This is a genomic window from Aeromicrobium erythreum, assembly GCF_001509405.1.
GTDB classification, from domain to species: Bacteria; Actinomycetota; Actinomycetes; order Propionibacteriales; family Nocardioidaceae; genus Aeromicrobium; species Aeromicrobium erythreum.
In genome coordinates this window covers 595,124-607,606 of the sequence record NZ_CP011502.1, presented here as the reverse complement: position 1 = coordinate 607,606, position 12,483 = coordinate 595,124, and the positions used below count along the sequence as shown (strand labels likewise).

Sequence of the window (12,483 nt, the reverse complement as noted above, 5' to 3'; positions counted from 1 at the left end):
GGGAAAAACTTGGAATCGATGAGAGCTTTCGCGCGGATCGCCCGGCAGGAACGTCATCGTTCCTTCCGCGGCGCGAAAGGGGCGATGACGTTCCGAACCGTGGGGGCTACTCCGTCGTGCGGGAGCGGCGGGCGGAGAGGCCAGCGGCGACCAGGGTGCCGACGCCGGCGACGACGAGCACCAGGCCGGCGATGCGGAAGGGCTTCGGGGAGGAGCGGTAGTCGGCGATCTCGTTCCAGCTCTCCTGGGAGATCGGGCAGTCCTGCTCGGCGTCGACGAAGCCCGACGTCGGGCCGTTCTCCGAGGTGCAGACGGCCTTCGGCTCGCCCGGCTGGAGGGCGAAGGCGAGGACGCCGAGGAGGATCAGGACCGCGCCGACGACCAGGAGGTTGCGTGCCTTGGGGCTCATGCTGAGAAGACTGTCCTGGTTCGAGGTCGCCGTCCAGTCGAACGACGAAGGCCCACCACCCGTCGGGGTGGTGGGCCTTGTCGGACGTGCGGACTGCTCGTGCTGGCTGCTACTCGGAGGTGCCGGCCTCGACCGCGAGCGGGTCGTGGCCCTCGGTCAGCTCCAGGTCGGCCTTCGGCGTGCCGCGGAAGGTGAACACCGCGTCCACGCCCTCACCCTCCACGTCGACCAGGACGATCTCGCCGGCGCGCAGCTCACCGAAGAGGAGCTTCTCGGCGAGGGTGTCCTCGATCTCGCGCTGGATGGTGCGCCGCAGCGGGCGCGCACCGAGCACGGGGTCGAAGCCACGACGGGCGAGCAGGTCCTTGGCCGCAGGCGTGAGCTCGATGCCCATGTCCTTGTCCTTCAGACGGGTCTCCAGGTTGCCGACCATCAGGTCGACCATCTGGATGATCTCGTCCTGCGTCAGCGGCGGGAACACGACGATCTCGTCGACACGGTTCAGGAACTCCGGACGGAAGTGCTGCTTGAGCTCCTCCGAGACCTTCGCCTTCATCCGGTCGTACGAGCCGACCGTGTTGCTGGCGTCGGCGAAGCCGAGCGAGACGCCCTTGCCGATGTCACGCGACCCCAGGTTCGTGGTCATGATGATCACGGTGTTCTTGAAGTCGACGACGCGGCCCTGGGAGTCGGTCAGGCGACCTTCCTCCAGGATCTGCAGCAGCGAGTTGAAGATGTCCGGGTGGGCCTTCTCGACCTCGTCGAACAGCACCACGCTGAAGGGCTTGCGGCGCACCTTCTCGGTGAGCTGGCCGCCCTCCTCGTAGCCGACGTAGCCGGGAGGCGCACCGAACAGCCGCGCCACCGTGTGCTTCTCGCTGTACTCGCTCATGTCGAGCTGGATCAGCGCGTCGTCGTCGCCGAACAGGAAGTTCGCGAGCGCCTTGGAGAGCCACGTCTTGCCGACGCCCGAGGGGCCGGCGAAGATGAACGACCCGCCCGGACGGCGCGGGTCCTTCAGGCCCGCCCGCGTGCGACGGATGGCCCGGCTGAGCGCCTTGATGGCCTCGTTCTGGCCGATGACGCGCTTGCCGAGCTCGGCCTCCATGTTGAGCAGACGGCCGGACTCCTCCTCGGTCAGCTTGACGATCGGGATGCCGGTGGCGAGCGCCAGGACCTCGGCGACGAGCTCCTCGTCGACGACGGCCACGACGTCCATGTCGCCGGCCTTCCAGGCCTTCTCACGGTCGGCCTTGGCGAGGATGAGCTTCTTCTCCTCGTCGCGCAGGGAGGCAGCGGCCTCGAAGTCCTGCGCGTCGATGGCGCCCTCCTTGCGGCGGCGGACGTCGGCGATCTTCTCGTCGAACTCCTTGAGGTCCGGCGGAGCCGTCATCCGGCGGATGCGCAACCGCGAGCCCGCCTCGTCGATGAGGTCGATCGCCTTGTCCGGCAGGAACCGGTCGGAGACGTAGCGGTCGGCCAGGGTGGCCGCCGCGACCAGCGCGTCGTCGGTGATGGTGACGCGGTGGTGCGCCTCGTAGCGGTCGCGCAGGCCCTTGAGCATGTCGATCGTGTGCGCGATCGACGGCTCCGGCACCTGGATGGGCTGGAACCGGCGCTCGAGCGCCGCGTCCTTCTCGAAGTGCTTGCGGAACTCATCGAGCGTGGTGGCACCGATGGTCTGCAGCTCACCGCGGGCCAGCATCGGCTTGAGGATGCTGGCGGCGTCGATCGCGCCCTCGGCGGCACCGGCACCGACGAGCGTGTGGATCTCGTCGATGAACAGGATGATGTCGCCGCGGGTGCGGATCTCCTTGAGCACCTTCTTCAGGCGCTCCTCGAAGTCGCCGCGGTAGCGCGAGCCGGCGACGAGCGCACCGAGGTCGAGCGTGTAGATCTGCTTGTCCTTGAGCGTCTCGGGGACGTCGCCCTTGACGATGTCCTGGGCGAGGCCCTCGACGACCGTCGTCTTGCCGACGCCGGGCTCGCCGATCAGCACCGGGTTGTTCTTGGTGCGACGGCTGAGGACCTGCATGACGCGCTCGATCTGGTTCTCACGACCGATGACCGGGTCGAGCTTGCCCTCGCGGGCGGCCTGCGTGAGGTTGCGACCGAACTGGTCGAGCACGGCCGAGGTGCTGGGCGCGGCCTCGGCGGGGGCTCCGGAGGTCTCGGCCTCCTTGCCCTGGAAGCCGGAGACCAGCTGGATGACCTGCTGGCGGACGCGGTTGAGGTCGGCGCCGAGCTTCACGAGGACCTGGGCGGCGACGCCCTCGCCCTCGCGGATCAGGCCGAGGAGGATGTGCTCGGTACCGATGTAGTTGTGGCCGAGCTGGAGCGCCTCGCGCAGGCTGAGCTCGAGGACCTTCTTGGCCCGCGGCGTGAACGGGATGTGCCCGCTCGGTGCCTGCTGGCCCTGGCCGATGATGTCCTCGACCTGTCCGCGGACGGCCTCGAGCGAGATGTCGAGGCTCTCCAGGGCCTTGGCGGCGACGCCCTCACCCTCGTGGATGAGGCCGAGGAGGATGTGCTCCGTGCCGATGTAGTTGTGGCTGAGCATGCGCGCCTCTTCTTGGGCGAGCACGACGACGCGACGGGCGCGGTCGGTGAACCTCTCGAACATGTGGCCCCCTTGATCGGGTGTGTTCTCTTCAGTCTAGGTGCGGCCGCCTCGCCGCACTGCGCGACGTCCACGTACGTCACACAACTGGAACACGGGGTGCGCTGTTCCGTTGTTCACCCTGGGCGTAACTGGCCTCGTGCCGGGTCGTTCGACGGACGTGCGAGGGGCCCGCGTCGCAGTGGCAGCTGCGGCGCGGGCCCCTGGTCCGGGACGGCGGTGCCGTCAGGCGTCGAGGTCGGCCTCGACCAGGGCGGCGACGGCGTCGACCGCGGCCTGGTCGTCGCTCTCCACGACGATCTCGGTGCCCTGGGCGGCGCCCAGGGTCATGATGAGCAGCGCCGAGCCCGCGTCGACCGGGTCACCGCCGGCCACCGCGAGGGTGACGGGCGAGGACTGGTCGGCAGCGGCGGCCGCGATGGTGGCGGCCGGTCGGGCGTGCAGGCCGACGGACGAGCCGACGGTCACGGTCTTGCTGGGCATGGTGGGTCCCTTCAGGAGTGCGATGGATCAGGCGTCGACGGGGACGCGGGTGTAGACGTGCTCGAACTCGCTGCTGTCCTTCTCGGTGCGCAGCGACTTCAGCAGCGTGACAGACGCAGCGCTGACGAGCGTGCCGACCACGAGCGCGACCAGGAACCACAGCACGTGGTCGACCGCGAAGAGGACGAAGATGCCGCCGTGCGGCGCGGCGAGCGTGACGCCCGCACCCATGGAGATCGCGCCGGCCGTGGCCGAGCCGAGCATCATCGACGGGATGACGCGCAGCGGGTCCGCCGCGGCGAACGGGATCGCGCCCTCGGAGATGAACGCGGCGCCCAGCAGCCAGGCGGCCTTGCCGTTCTCCTTCTCGGCCTCCGTGTAGAGGGTCGAGCGGACGGCCGTCGACAGCGCCATGGCGAGCGGCGGGACCATGCCGGCGATCATGACCGCGGCCATGATCTTGACCTCGGCGCCGCCGGACGCGATGGCCTCGGCGGTGAGGCCGGTGGTGGCGAAGACGTAGGCGGCCTTGTTGACCGGACCGCCGAGGTCGAAGCCCATCATCGCGCCGAGGATGACGCCCAGCAGGATCAGCGAGCCGCCCGTCATGCCGTTGAGCTTGTCGGTGAGGCCGGCCGAGAAGTCGGCGATCGGCTTGCCGAGCACGAGCAGCATGAGCAGACCCGCGACGACCGTGGTGACCAGCGGGATGATGACGACCGGCATGAGGCCGGCCAGCCAGCGCGGCGCCTCCCGCTTGGCGATCCAGTGCGCGATCAGGCCCGCGAGCAGACCGCCGACGATGCCGCCGAGGAAGCCGGCACCGATCTCGTTGGCGAGGAAGCCCATGACGAAGCCGGGCGCGATGCCCGGACGGTCGGCGATCGCGTAGGCGATGTAGCCGGCGAGGGCGGGGACGAGGAAGCCGAACGCCCAGGCGCCGAGCGCGAACAGCAGCGCCCCGAGGTAGGTCATGAGCGCGCTGCCGAAGAGCGCGTGCTGACCGGCGGCGGGCAGGTCCCAGAGCGAGTTCGCCTTCGCGATGTCCTGGCCGGTGCCGTTGATGTCGTAGCCCGCGAGCAGGAAGCCGAGGGCGATGAGCAGACCGCCGGCCGCGACGAACGGGATCATGTAGCTCACGCCGGTGAGCAACCACTGCCGCAGCTTCAGGCCGAGGCCCTGCTGCGACGACGACTCGTCGGCCTGCGCCGCGGCGACGCCGTCGACGCGCTTGGCGCTCGGGTCGGCGGCTGCGGCGACGGCCTCGGAGACCATCGTGTCGGGCTCGTTGATGGCGCGCTTGACGCCGCTCACGATGACCGGCTTGCCCGCGAAGCGCGACGCGTCCTTGACGCCCACGTCGGTCGCGAAGATGACCGCGTCGGCGCCGGCGATGGTGGCCGAGCTCAGCGGACGCGCGCCCGAGGAGCCCTGCGTCTCGACCTGCAGGTCGACACCCGCGCGCTCGCCGGCCTGCACGAGCGAGTCGGCGGCCATGTAGGTGTGCGCGATGCCCGTGGGGCAGGCCGTCACGGCGACGATGCGCACGGGGTTGCCCTCGGTGGCCGGGGCGGCCGGGGTGGAGGTCGCGGCCTCCGCTGCTCCCTCCGCAGCGGGGGTCGCGACCGGCTGGGGGGACACGACGTCCTCGACCAGGGCCACGACCTCGTCGTCGGACGAGGCGGCGCGCAGGGCGTCGGTGAACTCGCTGCGCACGAGGGCGCGGGCGAGCGTGGAGAGCAGCTTCAGGTGGTCGGAGTCGCCGCCGGCGGGCGCGGCGATGAGGAAGACGAGGTCGGCGCCGCCGTCGGGGGCACCGAAGTCGGCACGGGGCTCGAGCCGCGCGAAGGCGAGCGTGGCCTCCGTGACGGCCTCGGACCGGCAGTGCGGGATGGCGATCCCGCCGGGCAGGCCCGTGGCGGAGGTGGCCTCGCGGGCCATCACGTCGGCGGCGAGGGCGTCGGCGGAGGTCGCGCGGCCGGCCTCGGCGACGCGACCGGCGAGCGCGGCGACGACGGACGACGCGTCGGCCCCGAGGTCGGCGTCGAGCGCCACCAGGGCGGGGGTGATCAAGCGGGACATGGTCGTTCTTCTCTCTGGGCGGTGCGGGGGGTGGGGGTGCTGCGGTGTTGCTCGGTGCGGTGCTGTCGTGCGCGGTGCTGGGGTGGTGCTGGGTGTGGTGCTGCTCAGGGGGTGGGGTGCGCGACGGCGTCGAGGCGTCGGGCCCGCACGGGCTCGAGCGCGGCGACGTCGGCGGGGGTCGGCGGGGTGGAGCCGTCGAGCGAGGCAGCCGCGCTGCCGTGCGCGACGGCCGCGGCGAGCGCGGTGGCGTCGTCGGCGCCGGCCTCGCGGGCCAGCAGCAGCCCGGCGAGCGAGGAGTCGCCCGCGCCGACGGTGCTGCGCGGCGTGACCGGCGGGGTGGCGCAGAACCAGGTGCCGCGGGCTGTCGCGAGCACGGCGCCGGTGGCGCCGAGCGTCAGCAGCACCTCCGCCGGACCGCGCTCGGCACGCAGGCGCTGCGCCTCGTGCGCGGCGAGCTCGGGGTCGGCCTCGATCGCGTCGCCGTCGCCCCCGATGAGCTCGACCAGCTCGTGCCCGTTGGGCTTGACCAGGTCGGGTGCCGTCGACGGGTCGGCCAGCGCGGCGGCGAGCGCGGCGCCCGACGTGTCGACCGCGACCGTGGCGCCCACGGCACGCAGCCGCGGCACCAGCCCGGCGTACAGGTCGGCGGGCACGCCCGGGGGCAGCGAGCCGCACAGCGCGACCCACGACGCACCACGAGCGGCGTCGACGAGCGCCGCCACGAGGGCCTCGCGCTCGTCGGCGTCGAGCGGCGTGCCGGGTGCGTTCAGCTTCGTGGTGGTGCCGTCGGGCTCGGTCAGGGTGAGGTTGACGCGGGTGGCGCCGGCGACCGGCACCTGCACGACGGCGAGGCCGGTGGGCTCGAGCGACGTGAGGATCGGGTCGCCCGGGGCGGCCGGGACGACGGCCCGGACGTCGACGCCCGCCGCCTGGACGACGCGGGCGACGTTGATGCCCTTGCCGCCCGGCTGGTCGGTCGAGGCCGAGGTGCGCAGCACGGCGCCGCGCTCGAGCGGCCCGTCGAGGCACACCAGCCGGTCGATGGCGGGGTGCGCGGTGAGGGTGACGATCATGCGACCACGACCTCGAGGCCCGCGCGCTCGAGCCGCGAGACCTGCTCGCGCGTGACGCCCTTGTCGGTGACGACCACGTCGAGCTCGTCGATGGAGGCGAAGCTCATGGCGTACTCGGTGTCGATCTTCGAGGAGTCCGCGAGGACGACCACGCGACGGGCCGCGGCCACGAGCGCCCGCTTGACCGCCGCCTCCTCGACGTCGGGCGTGGTGAGCCCACGCTCAAGACCGATGCCGTTGGCGCCGATGAAGGCGACGTCGGGACGCATGCGCCCGTAGGCGGCGACGGTGTCGGCGCCGACCGCTGCGGCCGTCGTCGGACGGACGCGCCCACCCACCACGAGCAGCGAGACGCCCTCGTGCCGCGCGAGCCGGCCGGCGACGTCGATCCCGTGCGTCACGGCGTCGAACGCGGCGTCGGCGGGCAGCGCGTCGACGAGGGCCGCGGTGCTCGTGCCGGCGTCGAACGCGACCCAGCCGTCGGTGTCGGGCAGGAGTGCGAGCGCGGCCTGCGCGATCGCCTCCTTCTCCGGCGCGTGCTGCGTGGCCCGGTCCGTGACGGCGAGCTCCGCGGCCTGGGCGACGGTGCGGGCGACGGCTCCACCGTGCACGCGACGGGCGAGGCCGTGACGCTGCAGCACGTCGAGGTCGCGACGGATGGTCTCGCCGGACACCCCGAGCTCGTCCGCGGCGTCGACGACGCTCACTCGGCCGTGCTCGCTGAGGCGGGCGGCGAGGAGTGCGCGGCGTTCGGCGGCGTACACAGAGGGCTCCTGGTGTCCGGTCCACGTCTCACGACACGGTGCAGAGGGGTGCAGGGTGTCCTGCGTCACCGCGTCGTGTGGATTTGTGTGGATTTGATGTTGATGTCTGCTGTTCTACGCGATAGTCTCGGGCCATGTCAAGCATGTCGGGCACATCCCCACAGATTTTCATGACGGCGGTCACCCTCACCGGGACCCCCGTGGTCGCCGGCGTCGGGCACGGCGCCGTGCTGGTGCCCGGCGACCGTCCTCGCGTCCCCTCCGACGAGCCCGCGCGCGACGACACGGCCGAGCTCTTCGCCGCCGCGGCGGCCACCGTCGCCGGACGACTGCAGGAGCGCGCCGCGCTCGCGAGCGGGTCGGCGTCGGAGGTCCTGAGCGCCACGGCCGCGCTCGTGCAGGACCGAGGGCTGGCGGCCCTCGTCACCAAGCACGCCAAGGCAGGCAGCGGCCCCGCCACCGCCACGTCGCTCGCCGTCGACGAGCTCGTCGCCATGTTCACGGCCGCCGGCGGGCTCATGGCCGAGCGCGTCACCGACCTGCGCGACGTGCGCGACCGTGTGGTCGCCGAGCTGCTCGGCCAGCCCGAGCCCGGCGTCGGCGTGCCGTCGGAGCCGTCGGTGCTGCTCGCCGACGACCTCGCGCCGGCCGACACCGCCGGCCTCGACCCCGCGCTCGTGGTCGGCATCGCCGTCCGGCTGGGCGGCCCCACGAGCCACACGGCCATCATCGCCCGCCAGCTCGGCATCCCGTGCGTCGTCGGCGTGAGCGACCTCCCCGGCGAGCTGCCCGACACCGCGCTCGTCGACGGCGGCACGGGCGAGGTCGTGCTGTTGCCCGATCCCGCCGCGGCGGCCTCACGCGCCGAGGCCGATGCCGAGCGACGCGCGGCGAGCGCCGCGTGGGAGGGCCCGGGGCGCACCGCCGACGGTCACGCCGTGCAGGTGCTCGCCAACGTCCAGGACGCGAAGGGGGCCGAGCGTGCCGCGCAGGAGCCGGTCGAGGGGTTCGGCCTGTACCGCACCGAGCTGAGCTTTCTCGACCGCCCGTCCGAGCCGACCGTGCAGGAGCAGACCGACGTCTACGGCGCCGTCCTGGCGGCGGCGGGGTCGGGCAAGGTCGTCGTGCGGACGCTCGACGCCGGTTCGGACAAGCCGCTCGCGTTCGCCGACATGGGCACCGAGGCCAACCCCGCGCTCGGCGTCCGCGGCCTGCGCGTCGGCCGCCGTCTGCCGGAGCTGCTCGCCCACCAGCTCGACGCGGTGGCCGCCGCCTCGCAGGCGTCGGAGGCGACGGTCTGGGTCATGGCGCCGATGGTCTCGGTGCCGTCGGAGGCTGCCGCGTTCGCCGCGGAGTGCCGCACCCGCGGACTGACGCCCGGCGTGATGATCGAGACGCCGTCGGCCGCGCTGCTCGCGGAGCGGGTCCTGGAGCACGTCGACTTCGTGTCGATCGGCACGAACGACCTCAGCCAGTACACGTTCGCGGCCGACCGCATGTCGGCCGAGCTCGGCGACCTGACCGACCCGTGGCAGCCCGGGCTGCTCGTGCTGGTCGAGGCCGTGGCGCGCGCCGGCGAGCGCACCGGCAAGCCGGTGGGCGTGTGCGGCGAGGCCGCCGCCGACCCGGCGCTCGCCTGCGTGCTCGTCGGCCTCGGCGTCACCTCCCTGTCGTGCGCGGCGTCGGCCGTGCGGCCCGTGGGCGCGCGGCTCGCGTCGGTGACCCTCGAGCAGTGCCAGCAGGCCGCGCGGGCCGCCCTCGCCGCCGCCGACCCCGCCTCCGCCCGCGAGGCCGTCGCCGCCGTCCTCGACGCCTGACGCGCTGCTGGCTGATTCCCATCAGTTGATGGGAATCAGCAGCTGACCACGGCGACCCCTCGCTCACCCCGGGAATCATCCGCAGGCGAGCGCGGAAGAACCAAGGTGAGTGGCCAGGCGGGTCAGCGTCGCCAGAGGTGGCGCATGAGCGGGATCATCCCCGAGAGGGTCGCCGCAGCGAGCAGCACGAACCCGGCGCCGAACACGTAGGGGGCGAGCGTGGACATCGTCTCGTTCGGCAGCTCCTCGCCGAGGATCCCCAGTACCACCCCGGCCAAGGCCAGGGGGAACACCGTCAGACCGCGGCGCTGCGTCTGCCGAAGGCGCTCCCGGATCTCCTCACGCTCCGCGTCGTCCTCCTCCGGCGTGCCCCGCGTCCCGTCGCGCCGTGGGGGCATCGGGCGTCCGAACGACAACGGCCCGTTGAACCCGTGGAACGCGCAGAGGCCGATCACGACGAACGCGATGGCGAAGAGCACGCCCCCGACGGGGAGCATCCACACGATCCCGTGGGTGTCGCCGTAGCCGAGCAGCCCGATGCCGACAGCGGCGAGCGGGAAGACCATGAACGCGCGCGCGACCAGCCCCGCCTGCGTGAGGTCCTTGAACGGCTTCACCGCGGTCTCCTGTCGTCGACGCTCGACCGACATCCTGGCCCGCGCCGACCTCCGCCGCCCGCCGAACCGTGCGTCCACACTCCGAGACCGTCCCCACGCGAGGACGACGAGGCGCACGGTGGTGACGTCACCGACGTCGACCACGGAGCCTCCCATGACCCTCACCGCGCCCGACCCGACCACCACCCGCTCGCGCGTGGAGGTGGCGCCCGTGGGGGCGCGGATCGGTGCGGTCGTGTCCGGCGTGCGGCTCGGCGGCGACCTGACGGCCGAGGAGGTGCACGACGTCCGCGCCGCGCTGCTGCGCCACAAGGTCGTCTTCGTCCGCGGGCAGCACCACCTCGACGACGCCGACCACCACGCGTTCGCGGCCCTGCTGGGCACGCCGACGTCGCCGCACCCCACCGTGCGCGGCGCGGCGAACGCGGTCCTGCCCATCGACTCCTCCCACGGCAAGGCCAACGCTTGGCACACCGACGTGACCTTCGTCGACCGCGTGCCCGCCATCAGCGTGCTGCGCGCGGTGACCCTCCCGCCCTACGGCGGCACCACCGTCTGGGCGAACACCGCAGCCGCCTACGCCGACCTGCACCCGGCGCTCCAGGCGATGGCCGACCGGCTGTGGGCCGTGCACACGAACCGCTACGACTACGCCGCCGACGTCGACGAGCAGCGCATCGGCGGCATCGACGTCCGCGAGGAGACCTACCGCGAGGAGTTCGGCTCGCGGCTGTTCGAGGCCGAGCACCCCGTGGTCCACGTGCACCCCGAGACCGGCGAGCGCTCGCTGCTCCTCGGCCAGTTCGTCAAGCGGCTCGTCGGCCTGTCCACCCGCGACTCCGCCGACGTCTTCGAGCTGCTGCAGCGCGAGGTGACGCGGCTCGAGAACACCGCGCGCTGGAGCTGGCAGCCCGGCGACGTCGCGATCTGGGACAACCGCGCCACGCAGCACTACGCCGTCGCCGACTACGACGACCACCACCGCGTCATGCACCGCATCACGGTCGCCGGGACCGTCCCGGTGAGCACCGATGGTGTGCGCTCCACGCTGCGCCAGGGCGACGCGTCGACCTACTCGGTGTGACCTGGCTCAGGCCTCGCGCCGCGAGATCGGGAAGAGAATCGCCTCGCGGATGCCGACGCCCTGCAGCAGCATGACCAGGCGGTCGACGCCGAGGCCCAGGCCGCCCGCGGGGGGCATGCCGAACTCCAGCGACCTCAGGAAGTCCTCGTCGACGTCCATCGCCTCGGGGTCGCCCGCGGCCGCCAGGCGCGCCTGCTCCTCGAGCCGCTCGCGCTGGATGACCGGGTCGTTGAGCTCGGTGTACGCGGGTGCCAGCTCGACGCCGTTGATGATGAGGTCCCACGCCTCCACGAGGCCCGGCGTGCTGCGGTGCTTCTTGGCGAGCGGTCGCACGGCCTCGGGGTAGTCGCAGACGAACGTCGGCTGGACCAGGGTGTGCTCGACGAGCTTCTCGAACAGCTCGAGCACGATCTCGCCGGGTCCCCAGTGGTCCTGCAGGGCGACGTCGAGCCGAGCGGCGTGCGCCGTCAGCGTCTCCTGCGACGTCTCGACGTCGACGCTCTCGCCGACCGCCTCGCCCACGAGCTCGTGGATGGTCGCGCGCCGCCAGGGCGCCTCGAGGTCGATGTCGGTGCCGTCGCGTCCGGGCACCACCGTCTTGCCCACCGCCCGCGCAGCGTCGACGACGAGGTCGCGGGTCAGCTCGGCCATCGTGTCGTAGGAGCCGTACGCCTCGTACGCCTCCAGCATCATGAACTCGGGGTTGTGGGTGTTGTCGACGCCCTCGTTGCGGAACGTCTTGCCGATCTCGTACACCCGGTCGATGCCGCCCACGAGCGAGCGCTTGAGGTGCAGCTCGAGCGCGATGCGCAGCAGCGCGTCCTCGTCGAAGGCGTTGACGTGGGTGTGGAAGGGTCGCGCGGCGGCGCCCCCGTTGGTGTGCTGCAGGACGGGCGTCTCGACCTCGACGTAGCCGCGCGCGTCGAGCGTGCGGCGCAGCGACTGCAGCACCTTCGCCTTCACGCGCACCGTCTCGCGGGCCTCGGGACGGACGATGAGGTCGACGTAGCGCATGCGGCTGCGCGCCTCGTCCGACAGCGGCTTGTGCTCGTTGGGCAGCGGACGCAGCGTCTTGGCCGCGATCGCCCACGACGACGCCTGCACGCTCAGCTCGCCGCGGCGCGACGTGATGACCTCCCCCGTCACCGTGAGGTGGTCGCCGATGTCAACGAGCTGCTTGAAGCGGTCGAGCGACTCCTCCCCCACGCCGTCGAGGGAGACCATGGCCTGCAGTGCGGTGCCGTCGCCCTCGCGCAGCGACACGAAGACCAGCTTGCCCGTGCCCCGCCGGAAGATGACGCGGCCGGCGACCGTGACGACGTCGCCGGAGTGGTGGTCGGGGCCGAGCGTCTCGGCGTCGTACGCGTCGCGCACCTGCGTGATCGTGTGCGTGATCCCCAGGTCGACCGGGTAGGGCTCGATGCCCGCGTCGATGAGCTGCTGACGCTTCTCGCGACGGATCCGCAGCTGCTCGGGCAGGTCGTCGACCGCGTTCTCGTCGGGGGTCCGGGGGGAGTCGCTCACGGGACGACAG

General features: G+C 72.5%; 10 protein-coding genes. 2 read left to right on the top strand and 8 right to left on the bottom strand.

What is annotated here, in order from left to right:
- Nucleotides 1-106: 106 nt before the first annotated feature.
- From Aeryth_RS02970 to Aeryth_RS02945, 6 genes are all read right to left on the bottom strand, one after another.
- Complete coding sequence (locus Aeryth_RS02970; protein ID WP_067854467.1) at nucleotides 107-409, bottom strand: hypothetical protein; 303 nt, start codon at nucleotides 407-409, stop codon at nucleotides 107-109.
- 109 nt (nucleotides 410-518) lie between these two features.
- The gene (locus Aeryth_RS02965; protein ID WP_067854464.1) at nucleotides 519-3,032 is read right to left on the bottom strand and encodes an ATP-dependent Clp protease ATP-binding subunit; all 2,514 of its coding nucleotides are present in this window, start codon (nucleotides 3,030-3,032) and stop codon (nucleotides 519-521) included.
- A 222-nt stretch (nucleotides 3,033-3,254) separates the two neighbouring features.
- Complete coding sequence (locus Aeryth_RS02960; RefSeq protein WP_067854462.1) at nucleotides 3,255-3,512, bottom strand: HPr family phosphocarrier protein; 258 nt, start codon at nucleotides 3,510-3,512, stop codon at nucleotides 3,255-3,257.
- 27 nt (nucleotides 3,513-3,539) lie between these two features.
- Nucleotides 3,540-5,594, bottom strand: a complete 2,055-nt coding sequence (locus Aeryth_RS02955; protein WP_083516211.1) for a PTS fructose transporter subunit IIABC — start codon at nucleotides 5,592-5,594, stop codon at nucleotides 3,540-3,542.
- A 104-nt stretch (nucleotides 5,595-5,698) separates the two neighbouring features.
- Entirely contained in the window at nucleotides 5,699-6,667 is a 969-nt protein-coding gene (locus Aeryth_RS02950) for a 1-phosphofructokinase family hexose kinase (RefSeq protein ID WP_067854459.1), read from the bottom strand.
- A complete protein-coding gene (locus Aeryth_RS02945; RefSeq protein ID WP_067854456.1) occupies nucleotides 6,664-7,431 on the bottom strand; it encodes a DeoR/GlpR family DNA-binding transcription regulator in 768 nt (255 codons plus the stop codon). Before Aeryth_RS02945 ends, Aeryth_RS02950 begins: the two co-directional genes overlap by 4 nt.
- A gap of 170 nt (nucleotides 7,432-7,601) precedes the next feature.
- Here Aeryth_RS02945 and Aeryth_RS02940 point away from each other — a divergent pair, with 170 nt between their 5' ends.
- Nucleotides 7,602-9,248, top strand: coding sequence for a putative PEP-binding protein (locus Aeryth_RS02940; RefSeq protein WP_067854453.1), 1,647 nt, complete (start codon nucleotides 7,602-7,604; stop codon nucleotides 9,246-9,248).
- A 122-nt stretch (nucleotides 9,249-9,370) separates the two neighbouring features.
- Here the strand turns inward: Aeryth_RS02940 and Aeryth_RS02935 are convergent, their stop codons facing one another.
- Nucleotides 9,371-9,865, bottom strand: coding sequence for a hypothetical protein (locus Aeryth_RS02935; protein ID WP_144433644.1), 495 nt, complete (start codon nucleotides 9,863-9,865; stop codon nucleotides 9,371-9,373).
- Nucleotides 9,866-10,019: 154 nt separating this feature from the next.
- On the opposite strand from Aeryth_RS02935, the gene Aeryth_RS02930 reads away from it, so the two are divergent.
- Entirely contained in the window at nucleotides 10,020-10,949 is a 930-nt protein-coding gene (locus Aeryth_RS02930) for a TauD/TfdA dioxygenase family protein (protein WP_067854447.1), read from the top strand.
- A 6-nt stretch (nucleotides 10,950-10,955) separates the two neighbouring features.
- Here the strand turns inward: Aeryth_RS02930 and lysS are convergent, their stop codons facing one another.
- Nucleotides 10,956-12,473, bottom strand: coding sequence for a lysine--tRNA ligase (lysS, locus tag Aeryth_RS02925; RefSeq protein ID WP_067854444.1), 1,518 nt, complete (start codon nucleotides 12,471-12,473; stop codon nucleotides 10,956-10,958).
- Between the last annotated feature and the right edge of the window lie 10 nt (nucleotides 12,474-12,483).